The following is a 21,518-nucleotide window of genomic DNA, read 5'->3' as shown; positions in this document are numbered from 1 at the left end:
TTGTCAGCCATATTACGTAAAAATACCAACAAAACCATGATCTAGATCAATAGGCTTGATATTTATTAAAAGATGTATGACAAATGTGTATTATATGATCTAGAATAAGAATATAGGATGTTAATAGGGAGCATCGGATATGAAATTTAATTTCACAACGACCAAACCTTTAATGGTACGTCTGCTTAATCGTCAGCTGTTCTTTAGAGCTTTGGCGATTATGGCGACAGGACTGGGTATGGTTGGTGTGGTATTACCTTTGCTGCCGACAACGCCATTCCTTATTGTTGCGGTCTGGGCTGCGGGTAAAAGTTCGCCGCGCCTGGAGTTGTGGCTACTGGAGCATCCTCAGTTTGGCCCACTTTTAAAAGGCTGGCGCGATAAAGGAGCAATCCCGGTCTTTGCCAAATACCTTGCAGGGCTTATGTTAACGTCAAGCTGGCTGGTTTTATGGTTGCTCAACATGAAAACTGAGGTATTAATCTTTTTAGCAGTGTTTTTCTCAGCGCTAATGGCCTATATAATCAGCCGACCTAATGCTTAGGACATGAGTCCTGGCAGAATACGGAGACAATAGATGCATATTACCCGTTATACCGACTACTCATTACGCGTTCTAATATTTCTGGGGCTGGAAAAGGGCCGATTGTGCACCATTCAGGAAATTTCAGACAGTTACAACATCTCCAGTAACCATTTGATGAAAGTGGTCCACGCTTTAAATAAGAAAGGCTATATCGAAACTGTACGTGGTAAAAATGGTGGTATGCGACTTCGCATGGAGCCAAACGAAATCCGAATTGGTGTACTGGTTCGTGAAATGGAGCCTGATATGAGTCTGGTGGAATGCTTTTCCCCGGATAACAAATGTGTCATCACGCCCGTCTGTGGGCTGAAAGCCGTGCTTGGAGAAGCATTGAAAAATTTCCTCAATACTCTGGACAAGTACACACTGGGCGATATGTTACCGCAGGAATATAAGCCTCAGTTGGCCCGCTTGCTTAAAATCGCGGAAGTCTCATAATTTAATTCGCACTCATCTAGGAAAGAATAGGACAGTTTTTGTCCTATTTTGGGCATGTACAATCCTGGTGGAAATACACAAGCTCTTCTTGGCTAATAGATAGTTTTAAAATTGAAGTTTTCTTGATTCGTCTCTTATCACAGCCATTGTTTATACCAGAGAATGTTAATAGTCAACGGCGCATATTCCTTAAATATCAATAACCTAAATCTCTATATTAGAAAAGATTAAATTTAACTTGACGAAATCCCATAATTTAGAAAAGATAGTAATTGATTACTATCTTATTGGTTTGGAGTTTAGACATGAAAGCTTCTTCGAAAAATTTAAAGGCAGATGAGCGCCGTGAAGTCACAGTTGAAACAGTAGTTGAGTTAGCGGGAGAGCAAAACCCTAGCGAGATTACTACTGCAGCGATTGCTAAGCGAATGGGGGTAACGCAAGGTGCCTTATTTCGTCACTTCCCCAATAAAGAAGCCATTCTGGAATCAGTTATGGAGTGGGTATCAAAGCGGTTATTGGCTCGTATTGACAAGGCAATTAGTAAACAATCATCACCCGAGCTAGCTCTAGAGGCCATGTTTATGGCCCATGTTGATTTCGTCTGTAAGCATCCGGGTGTTCCTCGAATGCTGTTTGGTGAATTGCAGGCTGCTAACGATAGTGCACCAAAGCGAATGGTCCAGCTAATGATCAAAGGTTATAGCGTAAAGTTAAAAGCGCTGCTGGACGAAGGCGTTAAAGCAGGTGATTTTGATCCTGAACTCGATACAGAGTCAGCGTCATTGCTTTTTATCGGCACCATTCAGGGTTTGGTCATGCAGTCCTTGCTGGCTGGCGATGTTAAGAAAATGCGCAAGGATGCACCGGGAGTCTTTGCCATCTATCAGCGCGGTATACGAGGTCAACAATGAAGCAGACATTTCTTAAGAGTATTCGGCTTAGTAAGCTATTTGAACACAAGCGCACAATCGCATTGGTAGCAATTATGCTGCCGCTAGCACTGCTATTCTTCTATGTGATTCTGCGCTCAGGTCCCCTTTCTCCGATTTTAGTCACCGAAACGAAAGTGACTCAGGCAAGCATTTCGCCGGCCTTATTCGGCATTGGCACTGTTGAAGCACGCTACCGTTATAAAGTTGGGCCAACGGTGCCAGGAAGAGTAAAAATGCTCGAAGTTGATATTGGTGAACAGGTATCAAAAGGGCAATTACTGGGTGTTATGGACCCGGTGGATTTAGAACAGCGGATGCAAGCCCAGCAATCGGCCTTGATGCGTTCAAAAGCTCAGTTAGCCGAGGCGCAGAGCCGGTATCAATTTGCTAATAATCAGTTTGAGCGATACCAGAAATTGCTGGCAAGTGACTCCATTAGTGAAGAACAGTTTGCGCTAAAAGAGCAAGAATTTCGGGTTGCAGAAGCAGGCCTTGCTGCCGCTAAGCAGGAGTTGTTGCGACAAGAAGCCGAGCAGGAAGCGATGAAGGCGCAGCAATATAATCTGGAACTGATTAGTCCGGTGGATGGATTTATAGTTAGCAGAGGTGCTGAACCTGGCACAACGGTAGTTGCTGGGCAGCCGGTTTTAGAAATCATTAACCCTTCGGATATCTGGTTGAATGTACGCTTTGATCAAATTCACGCAACAGGACTGAATACAGGGTTAAAAGCTCATATCAAGTTGCGCTCCAAATCCAATCAGGAATTGCTCGGTGAAATTTATCGAGTTGAACCTATTGCTGATGTTGTAACGGAAGAGTTCTTGGCCAAGATAACTTTTGACGATTTACCTGAACCATTGCCCCCAATCGGAGAGTTGGCGGAAGTAACCATTGAGATGGAGGCATTGCCTGCCAATGCAGTGATACCTAATGCGGCATTAAAACGAATTGATGGTGAGCTGGGTGTCTGGAAGATTGTTGATGGTGATCTTGAGTATGCTCCTGTTTCTATTGGAGCCACAGGTTTAGACGGCCTGGTGGAGATTAAAAGCGGACTGTCGGTGGGTGATTCTGTGGTGCTTTATAGCGAAAAAGCGCTGGCTGCCAATAGCCGTATCAAAATGGTCGAACAACTGGCTGGTGAAGCAAAATGATCAGTCTGGCTGGTCGTGACATTCTGCATTCCTGGGGCAAGTTTGTGTTCACAGGCTTTGGTCTTGGTCTGTTAATAGGGGTGACTCTAATTATGGCAGGCGTATATCGCGGCATGGTCGATGATGCCAAAGTATTGCTGGATAACAGTGGCGCTGATCTTTGGGTGGTACAAAAAAATACGCTCGGGCCCTATGCAGAATCATCCAGCATCTATGACGACGAATGGCGTGGCATTCAGAGTATGCCCGGAGTCGCGCGTACTGCCAATGTCACTTACCTGACGATGCAGGTCAGGCATGGTGATCGAGATGTGCGTAGCATGATTTCAGGTATTGCTGCAGGGCAGCCCGGTCAACCAGGTTGGCCGCCATATTTAATTGATGGTAGACAAATTACCCGCGGCCACTATGAAGCTGTAGCTGATATAGCAACAGGTTTTAAAGTGGGCGATACGCTACAGATCCGTCGTAATCAATATAAGGTTGTAGGCTTGACTCGCAGGATGGTGTCATCAAACGGTGACCCTATGGTCTTTATTCCCCTTAAAGATGCACAGGAAGCCCAGTTCTTAAAGGACAATGATGCCATCCTCGAGCAACGCCGCCGTAATGCACAAAACCCAGAATTTTCTCAGCCGGGTACGCCGGGATTACTGGAGGCTCTAAATAAATCACAGACCAATAATCCATACGTTAACTCGGTTCTGGTGCAGGTTAAAAATGGCTATTCACCCGAAGAGGTTGCTCAGGCAATCGAAAGGTGGAAGCGATTGACGGTTTATACGCGCGAGGATATGGAAGGCATTCTGATTGGCAAGATGATTGCTACATCGTCAAAACAGATTGGAATGTTTCTTGCGATTTTAGCAGTAGTAAGTGCGGCAATTGTAGCATTTATTATTTACACACTGACATTAGGAAAGATTCGTGAAATTGCAGTGTTGAAATTAATTGGCACCCGCAACCGAACCATTGCCGGCATGATATTACAGCAGGCCATTGCACTAGGAGTCATCGGGTTTGTCGTTGGGAAGATTTCAGCGACCTTTGGTGCACCGGCTTTTCCAAAATATGTGTTGCTGGAACCCATGGACTCGGCAGCAGGGTTTGTTGCTGTGGTCATCATTTGTATTTTATCGAGCATTATTGCCATTCGGGCCGCACTGAAAGTTGATCCGGCAGAAGCGGTGGGAGGTTAGGATGAGCGGTAAAGGTATTCGTATCGAAGGATTAAGAAAGCGATATGGTTCGGGAGACACGGCTGTTGATGCGCTAAAAGAGGTCGACATGGTCGTTGCGCCTGGCGAGGTGGTTGGATTAATTGGTCCATCCGGTTCAGGAAAAAGCACCTTGCTTAAATGTTTGGGAGCCGTGATTGAGCCTTCGGCAGGAACAATGATTCTGGGCGATGAAGTCATTTACGATGACGAATGGAAAGTGAGAGATATTCGAGCTTTGCGACGAGACAAAATCGGCTTTGTTTTTCAGGCACCGTATCTGATTCCTTTTCTGGATGTGACCGATAACGTCGCACTGCCACCAATGTTGGCAGGAGTGGCAAATAAGCAAGCTCGAAGTAGTGCTTTAGCATTGTTAGAAGCACTTGATGTTCAACATAGAGCGAAGGCCATGCCCTCACAACTATCCGGTGGCGAGCAACAAAGGGTTGCCATAGCCAGAGGTCTAGTTAATCGGCCCCCTGTAATTTTGGCGGATGAACCAACAGCACCGCTGGACAGTGAGCGAGCATTGGCTGTGATAAAAATTCTGAATGACATGGCAAAGAAATTTGAAACAGCCATTATTGTTGTAACCCATGATGAAAAAATCATTCCAACTTTTAAACGAATCTATCACATTCGTGATGGAGTAACATACGAAGAAAAAGGCGAGGGCAGAGCCTTTGATATATAAACGAAGAGGACAGTAATATGAATAAACTAAATTTAGCAATGAGCGTAAAAACACTGCTTATCAGTGCGGCTATTGGCCTATGTAGTCTTCCCTCGCAGTTGAGTGCAGTAGAAAAACAGGCTGTTGAGCAAAGTGACTCGGAGCCAATGGCATTGCGCTTAATTATGCAGGATTTAGAGCTTAATATGCAGCGTATTGCCAGCGCGATTATTCGCGAAGACCTGGCGACAGTTGCTGAGATTGCTCCCTTGGTTGCTGATCATGATGAGCCGCCTATGACTGAAAAAATGCGTATCTTATCTTTCATGGGCTCGGATGCTGGAGCATTTAAGAGTCTGGATGGTGTAACGCACGATACTGCAATGATGTTAAAAAAAGTTGCAGAAAAAAATGATGGTGATGCAGTAATAAAAACCTATGCAGATTTGTTGCAGTCCTGCGTCGCCTGCCACCAAAAATTCAAACAGCCTTTTGTGGATCACTTTTATAGGTAGCCGCTGATGAATATCCGCTTTCCTTTTGCTTTATTGTTACTATCAACGGCAGCTTCCTGCGCTGTGACTCCAGACTTTAAAGAGCCTGAACCGCCATCAATCTCTCAATACATAGCTAGTGATGATTCCTTTGTGGTAGGAAGCAACAAAGAATTGGCCACTGGCCAAACTTTGCAGTGGGTTGATGCAACTGGGCAGCAGTGGTGGAGCCAGTTTAATTCAGATTCTCTCAATCTTTTAGTCGAAAAAGTTTTAGCTCAAAACCCAAGTTTATTAGCCGCCAGCGCACAATTACGCAGTGCCGAAGAATTGTATCAGGCACGTGTTGGCACTACCCGTTACCCTAAAGTTGATGCCAATATCAGCGCACAAAGACAAAGATTTAATCCCGGAGTTTTTGGACAGCAGGCTTCGCCACAGGAATTTAGTATTTACAACGCTGGTGTAAATGTTAGCTATCAACTGGATTTGGCGAGTGGCAACAGTCGCGCCCTGGAAGCGCTGGCTTCTCGAGTGGATTATCAGCGTTATGAGCTGGAAGCAACGCAGTTGGCTTTGGTAGCAACGGTAATTAATACCGCAGTTAATCAGGCTAAATTAAGAAGTCAGCTGGAAGTTACTGAGCAGCTGGTGGCAAAGCAGGAGCAGCAGCTTGATATCGTTAAGCAGCAACTTGAATTAGGTCAGGTTTCAAAACATGAAGTGTTGATGTTGCAGTCTGAAGTTGAACTGACGCGTGCCAATATTCCAGTATTGCGCAATCAAATTCAAAAGACCGAGCATCTGTTAGCCACTATGGCTGGTGAAAACCCGGGCTCTGAAATTGCTGCTGAATTTACTCTACAGGATTTTAAATTGCCGGAAGGCTTGCCACTGATTGTGCCTTCAGAGCTGGTTCGCCAACGGCCTGATATTCAGGCTGCTGAATCACTTATGCAGGCAGCCAATGCCGAGTATGGCGTAGCCATTGCCAATATGTACCCAAGCATTAATTTGAATGGACAAATAGGTTCGCAGGCACTATCAACTGGTTTGCTGTTCAGCAGTGAATCTGCGGTGTGGTCTTTGATAGGACAATTAACACAACCTCTTTTCAACCCTGTATTGCCAGCTGAAAAGCGGGCGGCTTTAGCTGAATTTAAGGCGGCCACCAGTAATTACCAATATGTGGTTCTGGAGGCGTTGCGTGAAGTTGCAGACACCTTACGTCAGCTTGAGAACGATGCGCAAAAGTTGCAAATGTTAGCTCATTCCAGCCAGAGCTCAGAAGAGGCCATGCAGATTACAGCAAGACGTCATGAGCTCGGAGCGGCCAGTTATATTGAGCTGCTGTTAGCGCAACAACAATACTTATCGACAAAAATGCAGTTGATCGATGCTCAATCACAACAATTAATCAATAGTGTTTCACTTTACCTGGCAATGGGTGCCGAACCTGGTCTGTCGCAATCCGATACTCAGTGAACTTACAGGAACACTGAGCGAATCAGATAGGCTGTGTAACCGACATAGGCTGCCAGCAGTATTGCGCCCTCAATTCTATTGATGCGGCCTTCGCCTCTGAATCCATATCCGACAATGAAAAGTGATAAGGTCAAAATACCCATAAACATGGCGTCACGCCAAAGAACTTCTGGTTCAACTGCCAGAGGATGAATAGCTCCGGCAATACCGACAACAGCCAGAGTGTTAAACAGGTTAGAGCCAATTACATTACCGAGAGCAAGGTCATGTTCGTTTTTTCGAATGGCAATAATCGAGGAGGCTAGCTCTGGTAGTGAAGTACCTACTGCAATGATGGTCAGGCCGATGATGATATCGCTCACGCCAAAGGCTTGCGCGATTTCGACGGCTCCCCAGACTAGCAGTCGTGAGCTGGCAACCAATATGACCAAGCCAACCACTAGCCAGAATATAGCGGTTTTAAGCGGCATGGTGTGTTGGCTGACTTCCAATTCGACTTCCTTTGCCAAGGTATCATGCTTTTTCTGCATGCCTTGCCAGATAGACCAACCCATAAAACCGGCAAAACCTAACAGTAAGATGATAGCGTCCCAGCGCGAGATGTCGAGATCCCAGAGCAGGCCAATAACCAGAATGGTCATCAGCATTAGCAATGGCATTTCTTTGCGCAGGATCTTTGAGTGGACAGCGATTGGACTGATGACGGCCGTTAAACCAAGAATAAGTGCAATGTTAGTGATGTTAGAACCAAATGCATTACCGAGCGCAATGCCGGGATTGCCTTGGCCGGCGGCTAGAGCTGAAACCACCATTTCTGGCGCCGAAGTACCAAAGCCAACAATAACCATACCGATTAGCAAGGAAGGCATTCCAAAGTGACGAGCTGTGGAGGCGGCTCCGTCAACAAAGCGATCGGCACTCCAGACTAATAAGGCTAATCCAGCAATAACGGCAAGTATGGCAACAAGCATAGTGGTCCTATCAATGAGTATTGTTTATTGGCTCAGTCTGTTCTGAGCATGTAAATGCCGGCTATTGTAACGATTTCATGAAAAAATTCACAAAAGTTATTGTAAGTGGTTGTTGTTTGGTAGATGCTAGACTTGCTCCATATCAATAAAATCAGTACCTTGGCATAGAAGTAAATAACAATTTACTAAAGTCGGGTTGAAGGAGTTGCTGTTGAATCAAGACCAAATCAAACACAATGCTGTGAAGTTGGTTGCTTCCGGGTATATACGACTGTTACTCACCACTTTGGCACTTCTGCCAATCCTGCTGATACTTTATATCGATTCCGAAATTGCTCCTGACGATGTTTTTATAGCGCATACCTTCCACGTGATTGCCATAACTATGGCGGTGCTGGTTAGCGCCTTTTTGAGTTACATAACATGGCGTTGTTATGTGGCGACGGGTGAAGTGCTATTAAAGTGGCTGGTGTTTGGCTTTTGGGGGTTCACCATTGTTTATGCTCCACACGGTTTTCTAACTCATCATGGGGCTGACAACGTCTGGTTGTTTGTCCTCTTTGGCCCAGCCTCAAGACTTGTTCTATCCTTCTGTTTCCTGGTAGCAATGCTAAAATTTGGCGAAATGATAAAGCCCGAGCAAACCACTAGTAAAGGCTTGTGGGTTGCTACAGCAATTTTTGTAGTAATTAGTGTAGCTATCTATTGGGTGGCTAAATCAACATCATTAGATTTGAATTGGTGGCTGTTGTTAGCTGAATACGTTTCGTTAAGCATGTTTATCGGAAGTGTTCTTTGGATGCTGGTGCAGAGAATCCGAGGCTATATCCCCTTGCTTTACTCTATAGCGATGGTCTGGTTTGCACTGTCCTGCTGGTCATTCTCAATTGCTACTGTTTGGGATCATCAATGGTGGTTAGCACATATTATATTTGCGGCAGGCTTTTTATTGCTAAGCTATGGAGTTGTCCAAGCTTTTCTTACTACGGGTTCTTTTAAAACAATTTACAGCCAAAGTGATCTCTTTAAGCAAATTATTCAAGAGAAGAAAAAGACCGAAAGAGCCTTGCAAGAGTTACAGCAGGTTAATCAAAAGCTCGAACAATTAGCTGCCACTGATTCATTAACAGGAATCGCCAATCGGCGTGAGTTTATGAACCGCGCAGAAGAGGAAATTTCTCGCGCCAATCGTAATGGTACTGATTTAAGCATGATGGTCATCGACTTTGACCAGTTTAAGAACGTTAATGATGAATACGGACATCAGGCCGGCGATAAGGTTTTGAAGGAGTTTGTACGGCTGAGTAAAGAAATTATGCGCCCCTCAGACCTGTTAGGAAGAATTGGCGGAGAAGAGTTTGCACTTTTATTACCTGAAACTGAACTATCATCATCAATAAAAGTTGCGGAGCGTTTGCGGGAATATATAGAAGACAGCCCTGTTACTTATAATAATCAGACAATAAATTTAACAATCAGTATCGGGCTTGCTCAATATCAACCCAAAGTAGACACAGTTAAGAAGTGGCTACATAGAGCAGACCAACTACTTTATCAAGCTAAGGATAAAGGCCGAAATAGAGTTGAGGTCGAGCGCTCTGAGGGGGACGGAGAATAGTATGATCTATAAAGTCGTAATTAGCGCGGTTTTTGTTTGTCTATTAACCATTGCCATGATATTCCAATTTCAGGGCTCTGGTTCTGATGGTGGGCGTGAGGTTCGTGTCGGACTTTATCAAAACTCTCCTAAGATTTATCGAAATGCGGAAGACGAACCTGACGGACTTTTTATCAAACTGATTGAAGCTATAGCAGAAGAAGAGTCCTGGCAATTGAGTTATGTTGACTGTGAGTGGAGTGATTGTTTACCCATGCTTTCTAACAATGGCATTGACCTGATGCCTGACGTTGCCATCACAGAAAAGAGAGACCAGAATTATGATTTCCATACCCTACCCGTGACACATAGCTGGTCTGGTATCTGGGCGCGTAAAGACATTGAAATACTGGGTATCCCCGATTTGAGAGGAGTGCGAATTGCGGTGTTAAAGGACTCAGTGCAGGAAGCTGCCCTACAGAAAATGATGATGGGTTATGGGGTTGGGTTTAAACCGGTCGAAGTGAACACTTTTGACGAAGGCTTCCAGGCAGTTGTAAACGGAAGAGCGGATGCCGTGATAGTCAACGTCCATTATGCCAATATGCATGCAAGAGAGCTGGGCTTGCATGAAACTCCAATTATGCTTAATCCCGCCAGCTTATTTTATGTAACAGCAGCTGGAACCAATCGGGATTTGCTAAACGCTATTGATAAACATATTGAACAGTGGCGCTCGGAACCCGACTCTCCCTATTACGAGGCTCTTAAAAGTGCAATGGTTCCTACTCAGGAGCCCAGAATTCCAAAGCTAGTTTTGTGGGCATTGATCATTGGTGGTGCCATTATCGTGATTATGTTCGGTGTGGCTTCATTGCTGCGCTGGCAAGTTCAGAAGAGAACAAAAACACTGAGTCGCACAAACATTCGCTTTAACCATCTATTGAAAGCCAGTCCGGTTGTACTTTATCAATTAGTCATGGAAGAAGGTGGCTTCAGACCGGTGTGGGTCAGCGGCAATATCAAAAGAATATTTGGATACGATCCCGAAGAGCTATATGAATTGAATTGGTGGCAGGATGTACTGCATCAAGATGACCGTACTAATACCATTGAGCAGTTTGGTGGGATTTTTGACAGTGGTCATTTAGTACATGAATATCGGGTACATGATAAGGAGGGTAAGGTTCGTTATATTCGTGATGAACTACAGTTGCTAGGTAACAATAAAGAAGGGAAGGTTGAAATTGTTGGTTCCTGGAGTGATTTAACCGATATTTACGAAAAAGAAGACCGTTTGGTGTTTTTATCTCAGTATGACCCATTTACTCATCTACCTAACCGCCAGAAATTACAGGAACGAGTTGAAGAGGCTATTGAGCGTAGCAAGCAATTTCATGAAAGCTTTGCGATTCTGAGCATTGATATTGACCACTTCAAAAAGATTAACGAAACGCTCAGTTATCAGGTTGGTGATGCGGTGATTCTCCGTGTTGCAGAGCGTCTTAAGCATATTCTCAAGTTGGAAGATACTTTGGCTCGAATAGGTGGTGATGATTTTGTGCTCGTCATTAATGAAGATGTTGATGTAGAGAAAGTATCAAAAATTGCACGGAAGGTCATACAGCGATTTTCAGCTCCTTTAAGAGTGGATGAACATGAATTAATGATTACCGCCAGTATTGGAGTTGCGATCTATCCTGAGGATGGACGTGATCCTGATACTTTACTCAAGAATGCAGAAATCGCCCGTTATTCTGCGAAAAAAGCTGGTCGAAACCGCTTTGAATTTTTCAATGACAGGCTTGCTGAAGGAATGCATGAGAACCTTATGTTGGAAAGTGCATTGAGGGTCGCAGTTGAGCGTGATGAACTGGTTCTTCATTACCAGCCCTTAGTTTGCTTTTCTGATATTGGAATGGTTGGAGTCGAAGCTCTGGTCCGTTGGCAACATCCAACTATGGGACTGATACCACCTTATAAATTCATTCCATTGGCAGAAGAAACCGGGTTAATTGGTGATATTGGATTGTGGGTGTTGCGAGAAGCCTGTCAACAGGTGGTCAAGTGGGATAAAGCAGGGCTGAATATAGGTTGTGTTTCCGTCAATATATCTGTGCAGCAAATAGAAACTGGCCTGTTACCTAAGCAGGCAAAAGAAGTGTTTCAGGAAACTGGGCTAGCACCAAGTCGACTATTTCTAGAGCTCACCGAATCAACTATTATGCAGGATCCTGAGAAAGCGGCTAATGCTATGGCTGAATTTAAGGAGATGGGCGTTAAGCTGGCCGTTGACGACTTTGGAACGGGATACTCCAGTATGGCTTACTTAAAACGTCTCCCTCTGGATAGGCTTAAGATTGATCGTTCGTTTATTAAGGATATCGGACAGGATGCTAATGATGAGGCTATCTGCAAGGCAATTATTCAGCTGGCTAAATCATTGGGACTAGAGACAGTTGCTGAAGGAGTTGAAGAAGAATCTCATGCAGAGTTTCTCAAAGCGCTTGGTTGCGATGTAGCTCAAGGGTATCTATACAGCAAACCAGTTCCTGCGCTGGAACTGGCTGCTAAATGGCAAAAGAAATAAGCCGATCTCATCATATAAGATATGCCTAATATATTGGTTTGCACTTCTGCTTAAATGATAAGTTCAGGTTATGCTTAGCCTAACTTCAATAATTCAGTCTAGTTTGCTCAATATAACCCTACATCTATTAGGGTTTATCCTCATCCAGTGAGTTTGTTCACAGTTTTATCTGTAATTTTTCGTTAAAACAATCAATAGCTTAGGTTGTATTAAGGGACAAATGTCTAGTATGTCATTTTGCTTATAGGCTATGGAGATTCAATTTTTAAAGCATCGCTAATTATACTGATCCAGATCAAATTGCTAAATATCAATTACTTCATACTAACCTCAAAATAAGTATCTTTCATATTGGTTTAAAAGCGTTTCTAGGAGATTATTCCATGTTAAAAAATAAAGTGTTTAAGAAAACCTTATTAGGCTTAGCAACTATCGGCTTGATGAGCGGTGCAATGGCAAAAGATTTACCAACTGAGCAGGCAATTTTAACTTCACCTCCTGAGGTTCCACCTGCGATTGAGCGTGATCATAATGCCAAAGTGGTCGTTGAGCTGGAAACAGTAGAAAAGGTTGGCACCATGGCTGATGGTGTTGAATACGTCTACTGGTCTTTTGGCGGCACTGTTCCAGGTAGTTTCATTCGCGTAAAAGAAGGGGATGAGATTGAGTTTCACCTTTCTAACCATCCATCTTCTAAAATGCCACACAACATTGATTTACATGCTGTAACTGGCCCAGGTGGTGGTGCTACTTCATCTTTCACTGCACCAGGTCATACTTCTACCTTTGCATTTAAAGCATTGAATCCGGGCTTATACGTTTATCACTGTGCAACAGCTCCAGTAGGCATGCATATTGCTAACGGTATGTATGGATTAATCTTAGTTGAGCCAAAAGAAGGTCTGCCAAAAGTTGATCGTGAATACTATGTGATGCAGGGCGATTTCTATACTAAAGGTAAGTATGGTGAGCCAGGCTTGCAACCATTCGATATGGAAAAGGCGATTAATGAACATGCTGACTATGTGGTATTCAACGGTGCGGTTGGCAGCTTAACTGGTGATAAATCACTAAAAGCAGAAGTTGGTGAAACCGTTCGTCTGTATGTGGGTAACGGTGGTCCTAACCTGGTGTCTTCATTCCATGTGATTGGTGAAATTTTTGATAAAGTTTATGTAGAAGGTGGCAATCTGGTTAACGAAAACATTCAAACCACATTGGTTCCAGCTGGTGGCTCTGCGATTGTTGAGTTTAAGGTAGAGGTTCCTGGTAACCTGATCCTGGTTGATCACTCAATCTTCCGTGCCTTTAACAAAGGTGCCTTGGGCATGTTAAGTGTGAAAGGTAAAGAGGATAAAACCATCTACTCAGGCAAAATTGACGACAGAATTTACCTTCCTGAAGGTTCAGCGGTACAAAGCGTTGATAAAAAAGTTGAAGTTGTTAAAGCCAGCAATAAGAAAGAGAAAATTGAGTTTGGTAAACGTATCTATGATGCAAACTGCATGGCCTGTCACCAGCCAAATGGTCAAGGTATCCCAGGTGCATTCCCTCCTGTGGCTAAATCTGACTATCTGAATGCAGACCCAATTCGCGCTGTTGAAGCGATTGTTCACGGTCTTGAAGGTCCTATCAAAGTGAATGGTGAATCTTTCAACAGTGTGATGCCTGCAATGGATTTAACTGATGAGCAGATAGCCAATGTGGTCACTTATCTCTTGAACAGCTGGGATAACAAAGGTGGTGAGATTACTGCTGAGCAAGTGAAAAAAGTACGTGCCAACAAACCTCACTAACCACTGAAATTAATAGATACGACTATGAACATCAGTCATCTTAAACTTGTAGCGCTATCACTGATTCTTATCGGAGTCAGTGGTAGCTCTTCGTTAATGGCAAAAGCAAGTGAAGTCTCTTCGCCTGAAGGTATGCAGCTGGTGAAAGGGGGGGAGTATCGTCCTCTCTATATGAGTAAAGATAGTCCCATACAATCGGTGAATGACTTCTATCTTGATCAATATCCGGTTACTAACAAGGATTTTCAGGAATTTGTTAAAGGCAATCCCGGTTGGGCAAAATCAGAGGCTCCCAAAGTGTTTGTAGAAAAACAGTATCTACAACATTGGAGCAATGATGGATATCCGAAAGCATTGACTAACAGTCCAGTAACCAACGTGTCGTGGTTCGCAGCGGATGCTTATTGTAAGGCGCAGGGAAAACGTTTACCACGAGTCAGCGAGTGGGAGCTGGCGGCTTTAGCCAGTGAAACTCAAGCGGATGGAAGTGTTGAAAAAGACTACAAGCAAAAGATATTGATGTGGTACAGCCGTCCAAGTCAGAAACAGCTGTCAGCTGTTGGTCAGAATGAGCCCAATTACTGGGGTATTTATGACATGCATGGCTTAATCTGGGAGTGGACTGAGGATTTTAACTCGGCACTGGTCACTGGCGAATCCCGTGGCGATAGTACTATTGATACAAAACTATTTTGTGCAGGCGGTGCCAGTGGGGCAGTGGATCCGGGTGATTATGCCGCCTTTATGCGATATGGATTTAGAAGTAGTTTGGAAGCGAAATTTACTTTACCGAATTTGGGCTTCCGTTGCGCCCAAGATGCTGAACAGAATCAGTAAGCGAGGCAATTATGAAAAAATGGTTTCAATTGAGTTTAGCTACACTTTTAACTGCGTTTATAAGCGCCGCTAGTGCTAGCGATAAAGTGGAGATGTTACCAGAGGATTCAATCTATCACTTAAATAATGAATGGGTTACTCAGGATGAGCAAACTATTAATATCAAATCATTTGCTGGCAAACGTCAGCTAATTAGCTTGATCTACACACACTGCATGCATACCTGCCCAACCATTGTGGCAACCATGCAGAATATCGAAAAGCAATTGCCCGAAGATGTGTTAGCAAATACCGAGTTTGTTTTGGTGTCACTGACACCGAACAGTGATACGCCAAAAGTGCTAAAAGAATTTGCTGAAAAAAGAAAGCTCGATCCGAAGCGATGGACTCTACTAACAGGTGATAAACAAGATGTTAGAAGTCTGGCAATGGCACTCAATGTTCGCTACAAGAAGAGTGAAGATAACGAAGTTGCTCACTCCAATGTTTTTACCCTGCTTGATGAAAAAGGCCGAATCCTGTTTCAGGAAGTCGGCGATATCAATAAAGTTGATGAAACAGTAGAGAAGATTGTGAGCCGCTAGAATGACTCATGTTTTGATAATAAAAGGTTAATTGATAGAGGCGAACTAAGTTCGCCTTTTTTATACTCTAAAAATAGCTACGGTAATAGCTGCTTCAACGATACTGTTTCTAAGTAGGATGGGGTTACTCAGGGGGGCAGAGCCACCGGGGTGTAAAACATCATAGGGATTGGAAAGACGGCGGGAATTGCTCGGCTCATCCTTGAGCCTCGTCTTCGCTACGCTCAGACCAGCTAAAGCTCTCAAAAATTGTTCCTGACAATTTTTTGAAGCCGCTCCGTGCCTTCTCACTCCGTGATCTATGACCAATAAAAAACCCCAACTCTTGCGAGTTGAGGTTTTGTATTGGTGGGACGGCGGAACTAGAACAGAGCATTTAATTAACTGATTAACAATGGATTTTGTAATTTCACAAAGTGTTAATGTTACAAACAGTGTTACATTTGGTTCATGCTGGGTTCCTTTAAATGACTGGATCTAAGCATAGAAAAGCTTAATTATATGTTTGAAGCATAAATTTATTGAACTATAACCTTAGTGTAACCTTAGTATAAATTCTAAGGGTTGAATTGTTGGGAAATTGATTTTCAACCTTGCCGTAAACTTGCCGTATTTTACTGTATGAATAGCTACGCGCGTATTTGTCCAAAAAGTCTGTATATCTCTTGCCTCATTAATAAAAAGTCCAGCATTGATCATGAGCTTTGAGCATTAAGACTTTCAAAAATCAACTAAGTAAATGGCTAGAGTAATATCTTGTAGTAAGGTAATACAAACCCTAACCAGGCTAGTTAATTAAGCTGTCATATTTCGTAGCACATCAAGATAAACAATACCTATAGCATGATAAAAAAATGAACTATATATGGTATATATAAGGAGTACAGAATTTGTACTGATAAAAGGGTTGTTATGTTACAGATACTGTACCAACTTGACCCATTTTCTGTACCTTAATCCATGATATTTGGCGTTATCGGTACAGCATATGGGCTATTTCGGTACAATATTTGTATCAGGCTTTTTAATTTCTCGATAACGCATGGATGGTGTATTAGTAGCTCTCGCATCAAGTTTCCCATTGCAATCATCAATCTTTAAGAATGTAACTGCATAAAGACTACATACACCTGTATACCCTTTACGAGTTTCTTCAATCCAGCCCTTTGTAAGTAGTCCCTGCTTTGCTTTAAATAGCGTTGCCTTTGAATTCCAGCCCTTTTTTTTCATTACACTCCAGGCGCATGAAAAGTCTCCATTATTCTTACCGTTGTACTGCATATAAAGCTGATCAAGTAATAAGCGTTCTTGCGCAGTAAGCTGATAGATTAGAGGGTCATTAAATATATGCCTATGGAAAGGTACATAGGAGCTTTTATTTTTTGGCATGCTTCCCCCTTATCAATCGACAAGGGGGATATGGCAAAGAATAGTCACTCGCTCAGGGTGGAGCTTATAGAGCCTTTCCGTTGCTTTAATGGCTTGGGCTTGGCTAAAGGCTACAAGTCTTATCTGGCGCGTTTGTAGGGCTTTATCGGTAATTAAGTAAATCGCCATTACGCCACCGCCCTGTATTTACCAGTGAGTAAAACGTAACGTGCTACCCTATGATTACCCCCATGCGGATTTGCTTCAATTGTCCACTCTGTCCGAATGTTTTTGCCTAAGTTATGTCGTAGTTCATACACTCTGGCGGGTGCATGGATTATATCGAGTTCATGCCTGGCCTGAATGCTTGTAATTCCTTTAACTCCAGCTTGTTCTAATGCAGATAGTAGCCGTTGCTGTTGCGCCTTGGTGTGAGTAGAATAGCTTTTAACCTTTTGATGCCCGTGTTTAGATTTCTGAGCAAGGGTGTTTTTTTTGTTCATCGCTTCCCCCTTACGCGCTTTCTTTACTAGTTGGCAGGTTTTCAATCCACTCCATCACATCCTTTTCGAGCCATCCAACGGCTCTAGCTCCTAGTGAGCGAGATTGCGGAAATGTGCCGTGATTCATCTTTGCGTAAATGCTGGCGCGGGATAAGCCTGTAATAGCTATGACTTGTGAAAGTCTGAGAACGTTGTGCTTCATCTAAATATCTCCATTTGTGCGTATTAAATGCTCATTGGAGTTATTATGATTGTTGCTATGTTGTATTTATATTCTAAAAGCTAGCTTGTGTTATAGAAGCTAGTTTTTATTATTTGCTAAATAATAATTTACCCAGTTTGAGACTGTGCTATATGATTTTACTGGAAGTCCAAATTTTTCCAAAAGGGTCTTCTGTACACTTTTTATGACCTCATCCTTAGTTTTTGGTTGGCTTTTAGAATAATAAATTTTAATTAACCTTAGTCCCTCTAATCTATGTTCTTCACCTTTTTTCTTGCCAGAGTTAGATGCTCTTGTTTTCTTATAACTATCTAGTATGTTTTCATAGTTTTTATATAGTTGTGTACAAAGCTCTGCAAAAATAAGATCTCCCCATAACTCGAAAATAATGTAAGTATTATCTTCTTCTTTTCTCAAAACTGAGGTCGCATAATCTATTGTCAATAATAATGGGTAGTTCATTAAACATAAGGTTTCTAGGTCATAATTTGTTGATAAATTAATGAGTTCTGTTGATTTTCTTTTGTCTTTCAAATTGGGGTGTTTAAATAACTTGTGTGATATTGTTAAAAATTGTTGTCCATATCTATTGGTTAGTTTTGTTATCATGTGCAAACAGGAATTAAAAAATAACTTGTATTCATTTGGGAAGTTCGAATTGGCTTTTAGATTTTTATAGAAGTTTTTAGAGTAATCATTTAAAAATAACATTCTTCTAAGTGGTACTGCTTCCTTAAACATTAACTCAAATTTATTTTGTGTAGTAGGGCAGGCGCTCTTTCCTGTAATTACTTCCTCATACAATTCTGTCAGATACAGGGTTAACAAATCTATTGCATCTATTGATGATAATAATTTATCGATTTCATTTTTTTCCATAAGATGATTACTTCTTAAATTTATATGTTTTTAATTGTGGGCTTGAAATTTATTCAAATATTCCAATTTAAAACCTTGTATTTCCACTAATCAAATCTACTAACCTGGTCATGCCCCCAAAATCCTTGTATTTCTTTATCAATCATTGCATAAGGAATTGTGTCATAAATGCACTGCCAGTTATGAGCATTTTTCACAACACAGTTTTTCAAGTTCTTAGAACCATTCTTATGCCAAATAGCTACAGTTTGATTGTCCTTATTTACAATGAACACATTGATATAATATTCCGATTGGCTAGAGTTTATAGATTTGTATATATGGTAGGTTTCAACTTCCACAGTTTCGCTAAATATATTAAATGGGGAACTAATTTCAAATAACCAATTAATAAAATACATTATCCCAAAAATCAGTATGAGCGGAAACAAACACCCAGAAGAGTTATCTTGATTGTTCATATTAGTTCCTTATTCACGTAACGACTTTAAGTCTTGACTTTTTTGTTGTTAATAAGTGGTTTTGTGAAGTACTTTCAATATGCTCAGACCACCAAGTCATAACTTTAATGCGTTGCTCTAGGTAGGTTGAACGGTTATAGGCTTTTCGGACTTCATTTTTGTCGATATGGGCTAAACATGCCTCGATAACGTCACTATTAAAGCCTTGCTCATTAAGGGTGGTGCTGGCTAGTGCACGTAAGCCGTGTGATACTAGCACGCCTCTAAAGCCCATGCGTTTTAATGCTACGTTAGCTGTAGCGCTGTTCATTGGCTTTTTCGGGTTGATTCTACTGCTGAACACGTGTTGACGGTTTCCGTTGATTGACTTCATTATGTCGAGCAGGGCTAAGGCTTGTTCTGATAACGGTATTATGTGTTCAATTCTACTTTTCATTCGCTCTGCTGGAATAGTCCAAGTCTTTTGCTTGAAGTCGATTTCTGACCATTTAGTTCCAGAGGCTTCACTGGGGCGCGTTATGGTGTGCAGTTGCCATTCAATTAAACATCGTGTTTGTAATTGAATACTGGCTGTATTGAGTGCCTTCATCAAGTCTGGTAATTGCTCAGGTTTCAACGTTGGATAGTGCTTCTTCTTTGGTTTCTTGAATACTTCGCCAATGGCTTGAGCTGGGTTTACTTCAATCAGTCCATAATTGACTGCGTAATTCATAATATTATTAATTCGCTGAGATAGACGCTTAACGGTTTCTAATGAGCCTTTAGCCTCAATAGAACGAAGTAGGGTAATAAAGGAAGTAGCTTTTAATGTACTAATTGGCTTTTTGCCCAGGCTTGGGAATAAGTCTTTTTCTAAGGAGCGTTTTACTTGTTGGAAATGACCGCTGGTTATTGTGTCGCGTTTGCTTTCTAGCCACAAATTAGCAACGTGTTCAAAGGTATTAGTTAGAGCTTCCTTAGCTTGTGCTTCTTGTTCCTGTTTATAGTCTTTTGGATCAACATCGTTGGCTAATAATTCACGATACTTTAATCGAGTTTGTCTTGCTTGCTTTAAGCTAACCTCTGGGTAACTACCAACGCTAAGAACTGCCCGTTTCTTGGTGTATGGCCTTTGATAATTGAACAGCCAGAGTTTCGAACCATTGGGTTTAATTCTTAGTAACAGTCCTTTGCCATCACCTAAGTTATATTCTTTTTCCTTGGCTTTGGCTTGCCTGATTTCCGTATCGGTTAGAGGTGCTGTTTTGTTCGCCATTGTAACATCGCTTTGTTCAAAAACTCGCCAGTGTTACATTCAGTGTTACATTAAAAGCTAGATTTCGCAAGACAGCAAAACACGTCAAAATACGAAAATGGATTGTAACATATTGATATTTATTTGTTTTAGGCAAGAAAAAAGACGCCCTAAGACGTCTTTATTCAAGGTTTTGGTGGAGACGGCGGGAATTGAACCCGCGTCCGCGAATCCTCTGCTCGAGGCTCTACATGCTTAGGTCCATCTTTAATTTAATCTTTGACGTGCCGATGGGCAGGCATTCAAAGACGGTCTCGAGGAAAGTTTAACAGTTGGCTGCCGAGCACAGTTACCTGCGAGTCCCTGTATTGACTGTCTAGCTCCTACCAAGGACGCTCAGAGTAGACAGTTAGCCTTAAGCGGCTAAAGCGTAGTTGTCTTCGTTTGCAACTATTAAGTTTCAGCTTTGATTTTACGAGATTCGCTGACATCTCGGCATGCACCTGGAGGTTCGTAATCCACGTCGAATCCAAATCGTCCCCAGATTCTTTTCCATTATAGTGCATTATTGGGCCAAGTACATTAATATCAAGGGTATAGCTCAAGATATTTTGTGGCTTGGTTAACATTCATTTTTTGAGCAAACAGCTACACTCCATTGGAATAAGAGGAGGGGCAATGAGTAGTTTACAAACGTCCAAGATACAGTTCGCCATGCTGTCACATAAGGGGATGTCGCGGCAGAATAATGATGACAAGGTTTTTGCATCACCTGATTTGGGGCTATGGCTTTTGTCAGATGGTGTCGGTGGTCTTAAGCAAGGCGAACAAGCAAGTCAATATGCTATTGACGAGATTTCAAAGTCGATAAAAAAAGGCTTTAATCTGCATAGCGCAGTTCATTCCGCTCACTCTGTAATCAAGGCACATAATAAGCATGAGCAGGAAGACCGGGGTGCGACTGTAGTTGCAGTACATTCCAATGGTGCCGACTATGAAATCGCCTGGGTTGGCGATAGTCGCGCCTATTTGTGGAATCAGGAAACTGGTGAGTTAACTCAGCTGACTGAGGATCACACTTTGGTCCAGAAGCTGGTGAACGCTGGTTTATTAGAGCAACAGGAAGTAAAAAACCATCCTAAACGCCACGTCATCACGCAATGCTTAGGTATTGAGAATGAAACTCCATTAAGCATTGGTTCGTTAAATCGTGAATGGGGTTATGGTGAGTCTCTATTATTGGCGAGCGATGGTCTTTATGAGGAGCTTTCGAGACAAGAAATTATTGCAGCTTTGAAGCTTCCTCGTGATAATCAGGCAAAGGTTGAGTATCTGGTCGAATTGGCATGTAAGAATGGGGGTAGCGATAATATTTCTTTACTGCTAATTTCATCACCTGTTACTGAACCACAGCCGAAGAAGAAAGAAACGCCGATTGAGAAGTTTATAACAAAAATCAAAACAATCCTTAAACTAGGTTAATGTGA

General features: G+C 42.4%; 21 protein-coding genes and 1 other RNA gene. 14 read left to right on the top strand and 8 right to left on the bottom strand.

The genetic code is table 11. The annotated features are described in order from the left end of the window. The first annotated feature begins 139 nt into the window (after positions 1-139). The 8 genes from CW740_RS09600 to CW740_RS09565 all read left to right on the top strand — a co-directional run bounded on the left by CW740_RS09600 (position 140) and on the right by CW740_RS09565 (position 6,988). Positions 140-544, top strand: coding sequence for a YbaN family protein (locus CW740_RS09600; protein ID WP_106647292.1), 405 nt, complete (start codon positions 140-142; stop codon positions 542-544). A 33-nt stretch (positions 545-577) separates the two neighbouring features. Continuing rightward, the gene (locus CW740_RS09595; protein ID WP_106647291.1) at positions 578-1,024 is read left to right on the top strand and encodes an Rrf2 family transcriptional regulator; all 447 of its coding nucleotides are present in this window, start codon (positions 578-580) and stop codon (positions 1,022-1,024) included. Positions 1,025-1,329: 305 nt separating this feature from the next. Further along, entirely contained in the window at positions 1,330-1,938 is a 609-nt protein-coding gene (locus CW740_RS09590; RefSeq protein WP_106647290.1) for a TetR/AcrR family transcriptional regulator, read from the top strand. Further along, positions 1,935-3,116 (top strand): efflux RND transporter periplasmic adaptor subunit, encoded by a 1,182-nt coding sequence (locus CW740_RS09585; RefSeq protein ID WP_106647289.1) that lies wholly within the window; start codon positions 1,935-1,937, stop codon positions 3,114-3,116. The genes CW740_RS09590 and CW740_RS09585 overlap by 4 nt, the downstream gene beginning before the upstream one ends. Then, positions 3,113-4,315, top strand: coding sequence for an ABC transporter permease (locus CW740_RS09580; RefSeq protein WP_106647288.1), 1,203 nt, complete (start codon positions 3,113-3,115; stop codon positions 4,313-4,315). Before CW740_RS09585 ends, CW740_RS09580 begins: the two co-directional genes overlap by 4 nt. 1 nt (position 4,316) lies before the next feature. Continuing rightward, a complete protein-coding gene (locus CW740_RS09575) occupies positions 4,317-5,030 on the top strand; it encodes an ABC transporter ATP-binding protein (RefSeq protein ID WP_106647287.1) in 714 nt (237 codons plus the stop codon). A gap of 17 nt (positions 5,031-5,047) precedes the next feature. After that, a complete protein-coding gene (locus tag CW740_RS09570) occupies positions 5,048-5,524 on the top strand; it encodes a cytochrome c (protein WP_106647286.1) in 477 nt (158 codons plus the stop codon). Positions 5,525-5,530: 6 nt separating this feature from the next. Further along, positions 5,531-6,988 carry an efflux transporter outer membrane subunit gene (locus CW740_RS09565; protein ID WP_106647285.1) on the top strand — a complete coding sequence of 486 codons (1,458 nt, stop codon included), beginning with the start codon at positions 5,531-5,533 and terminating at the stop codon, positions 6,986-6,988. Between the two features lie 2 nt (positions 6,989-6,990). Here the strand turns inward: CW740_RS09565 and CW740_RS09560 are convergent, their stop codons facing one another. Continuing rightward, a complete protein-coding gene (locus CW740_RS09560; RefSeq protein ID WP_106647284.1) occupies positions 6,991-7,959 on the bottom strand; it encodes a calcium/sodium antiporter in 969 nt (322 codons plus the stop codon). 211 nt (positions 7,960-8,170) lie between these two features. Between CW740_RS09560 and CW740_RS09555 the strand changes: the two genes are divergently transcribed. The 5 genes from CW740_RS09555 (at position 8,171) to CW740_RS09535 (ending at position 15,363) form a co-directional block, all read left to right on the top strand. Beyond that, positions 8,171-9,577 (top strand): sensor domain-containing diguanylate cyclase, encoded by a 1,407-nt coding sequence (locus tag CW740_RS09555; protein ID WP_106647283.1) that lies wholly within the window; start codon positions 8,171-8,173, stop codon positions 9,575-9,577. 1 nt (position 9,578) lies between these two features. Next, positions 9,579-12,146, top strand: coding sequence for an EAL domain-containing protein (locus CW740_RS09550; RefSeq protein WP_106647282.1), 2,568 nt, complete (start codon positions 9,579-9,581; stop codon positions 12,144-12,146). Positions 12,147-12,586: 440 nt separating this feature from the next. After that, on the top strand, positions 12,587-13,942 hold the full coding sequence (gene nirK / locus CW740_RS09545) for a copper-containing nitrite reductase (protein WP_227523909.1): 1,356 nt from the start codon (positions 12,587-12,589) through the stop codon (positions 13,940-13,942). 24 nt (positions 13,943-13,966) lie between these two features. Continuing rightward, positions 13,967-14,779, top strand: a complete 813-nt coding sequence (locus CW740_RS09540) for a formylglycine-generating enzyme family protein (RefSeq protein ID WP_106647280.1) — start codon at positions 13,967-13,969, stop codon at positions 14,777-14,779. 11 nt (positions 14,780-14,790) lie between these two features. Then, entirely contained in the window at positions 14,791-15,363 is a 573-nt protein-coding gene (locus tag CW740_RS09535) for an SCO family protein (RefSeq protein ID WP_106647279.1), read from the top strand. Positions 15,364-16,356: 993 nt separating this feature from the next. Here the strand turns inward: CW740_RS09535 and CW740_RS09530 are convergent. The 7 genes from CW740_RS09530 to ssrA all read right to left on the bottom strand — a co-directional run bounded on the left by CW740_RS09530 (position 16,357) and on the right by ssrA (position 20,573). Then, on the bottom strand, positions 16,357-16,752 hold the full coding sequence (locus CW740_RS09530) for a hypothetical protein (protein ID WP_106647278.1): 396 nt from the start codon (positions 16,750-16,752) through the stop codon (positions 16,357-16,359). A gap of 167 nt (positions 16,753-16,919) precedes the next feature. Further along, positions 16,920-17,234, bottom strand: a complete 315-nt coding sequence (locus CW740_RS09525; protein ID WP_106647277.1) for a helix-turn-helix domain-containing protein — start codon at positions 17,232-17,234, stop codon at positions 16,920-16,922. Positions 17,235-17,244: 10 nt separating this feature from the next. After that, positions 17,245-17,436 (bottom strand): AlpA family transcriptional regulator, encoded by a 192-nt coding sequence (locus CW740_RS09520; protein ID WP_106647276.1) that lies wholly within the window; start codon positions 17,434-17,436, stop codon positions 17,245-17,247. Between the two features lie 99 nt (positions 17,437-17,535). Then, entirely contained in the window at positions 17,536-18,336 is an 801-nt protein-coding gene (locus tag CW740_RS09515; RefSeq protein WP_106647275.1) for a hypothetical protein, read from the bottom strand. An 86-nt stretch (positions 18,337-18,422) separates the two neighbouring features. Then, the gene (locus CW740_RS09510; RefSeq protein ID WP_106647274.1) at positions 18,423-18,797 is read right to left on the bottom strand and encodes a hypothetical protein; all 375 of its coding nucleotides are present in this window, start codon (positions 18,795-18,797) and stop codon (positions 18,423-18,425) included. Positions 18,798-18,810: 13 nt separating this feature from the next. Continuing rightward, positions 18,811-20,052, bottom strand: a complete 1,242-nt coding sequence (locus tag CW740_RS09505; RefSeq protein WP_106647273.1) for an integrase domain-containing protein — start codon at positions 20,050-20,052, stop codon at positions 18,811-18,813. 173 nt (positions 20,053-20,225) lie between these two features. Beyond that, positions 20,226-20,573: a transfer-messenger RNA gene (ssrA, locus tag CW740_RS09500) on the bottom strand. A gap of 136 nt (positions 20,574-20,709) precedes the next feature. Here ssrA and CW740_RS09495 point away from each other — a divergent pair. Next, a complete protein-coding gene (locus tag CW740_RS09495; protein WP_106647272.1) occupies positions 20,710-21,513 on the top strand; it encodes a PP2C family protein-serine/threonine phosphatase in 804 nt (267 codons plus the stop codon). The last annotated feature ends 5 nt before the right edge of the window (positions 21,514-21,518 follow it).

Origin of the sequence: Kangiella profundi (assembly GCF_002838765.1) — a bacterium.
Taxonomy (GTDB): Bacteria; Pseudomonadota; Gammaproteobacteria; order Enterobacterales; family Kangiellaceae; genus Kangiella; species Kangiella profundi.
This window is presented reverse-complemented; position numbering and strand designations above follow the sequence as displayed.

What these genes read in the sequence shown, in the direction of transcription:
- CW740_RS09590 (WP_106647290.1), top strand. Translation starts at nt 1,330, where the DNA reads ATGAAAGCTTCTTCGAAAAATTTAAAGGCAGATGAGCGCCGTGAAGTC.
- CW740_RS09565 (WP_106647285.1), top strand. Translation starts at nt 5,531, where the DNA reads ATGAATATCCGCTTTCCTTTTGCTTTATTGTTACTATCAACGGCAGCT.
- CW740_RS09505 (WP_106647273.1), bottom strand. Translation starts at nt 20,052, where the DNA reads ATGGCGAACAAAACAGCACCTCTAACCGATACGGAAATCAGGCAAGCC.
- CW740_RS09515 (WP_106647275.1), bottom strand. Translation starts at nt 18,336, where the DNA reads ATGGAAAAAAATGAAATCGATAAATTATTATCATCAATAGATGCAATA.
- CW740_RS09560 (WP_106647284.1), bottom strand. Translation starts at nt 7,959, where the DNA reads ATGCTTGTTGCCATACTTGCCGTTATTGCTGGATTAGCCTTATTAGTC.
- CW740_RS09600 (WP_106647292.1), top strand. Translation starts at nt 140, where the DNA reads ATGAAATTTAATTTCACAACGACCAAACCTTTAATGGTACGTCTGCTT.
- CW740_RS09575 (WP_106647287.1), top strand. Translation starts at nt 4,317, where the DNA reads ATGAGCGGTAAAGGTATTCGTATCGAAGGATTAAGAAAGCGATATGGT.
- CW740_RS09570 (WP_106647286.1), top strand. Translation starts at nt 5,048, where the DNA reads ATGAATAAACTAAATTTAGCAATGAGCGTAAAAACACTGCTTATCAGT.
- CW740_RS09510 (WP_106647274.1), bottom strand. Translation starts at nt 18,797, where the DNA reads ATGAACAATCAAGATAACTCTTCTGGGTGTTTGTTTCCGCTCATACTG.
- CW740_RS09540 (WP_106647280.1), top strand. Translation starts at nt 13,967, where the DNA reads ATGAACATCAGTCATCTTAAACTTGTAGCGCTATCACTGATTCTTATC.
- CW740_RS09535 (WP_106647279.1), top strand. Translation starts at nt 14,791, where the DNA reads ATGAAAAAATGGTTTCAATTGAGTTTAGCTACACTTTTAACTGCGTTT.
- CW740_RS09595 (WP_106647291.1), top strand. Translation starts at nt 578, where the DNA reads ATGCATATTACCCGTTATACCGACTACTCATTACGCGTTCTAATATTT.
- CW740_RS09525 (WP_106647277.1), bottom strand. Translation starts at nt 17,234, where the DNA reads ATGAACAAAAAAAACACCCTTGCTCAGAAATCTAAACACGGGCATCAA.
- CW740_RS09550 (WP_106647282.1), top strand. Translation starts at nt 9,579, where the DNA reads ATGATCTATAAAGTCGTAATTAGCGCGGTTTTTGTTTGTCTATTAACC.
- CW740_RS09585 (WP_106647289.1), top strand. Translation starts at nt 1,935, where the DNA reads ATGAAGCAGACATTTCTTAAGAGTATTCGGCTTAGTAAGCTATTTGAA.
- CW740_RS09495 (WP_106647272.1), top strand. Translation starts at nt 20,710, where the DNA reads ATGAGTAGTTTACAAACGTCCAAGATACAGTTCGCCATGCTGTCACAT.
- nirK (WP_227523909.1), top strand. Translation starts at nt 12,587, where the DNA reads ATGAGCGGTGCAATGGCAAAAGATTTACCAACTGAGCAGGCAATTTTA.
- CW740_RS09520 (WP_106647276.1), bottom strand. Translation starts at nt 17,436, where the DNA reads ATGAAGCACAACGTTCTCAGACTTTCACAAGTCATAGCTATTACAGGC.
- CW740_RS09580 (WP_106647288.1), top strand. Translation starts at nt 3,113, where the DNA reads ATGATCAGTCTGGCTGGTCGTGACATTCTGCATTCCTGGGGCAAGTTT.
- CW740_RS09530 (WP_106647278.1), bottom strand. Translation starts at nt 16,752, where the DNA reads ATGCCAAAAAATAAAAGCTCCTATGTACCTTTCCATAGGCATATATTT.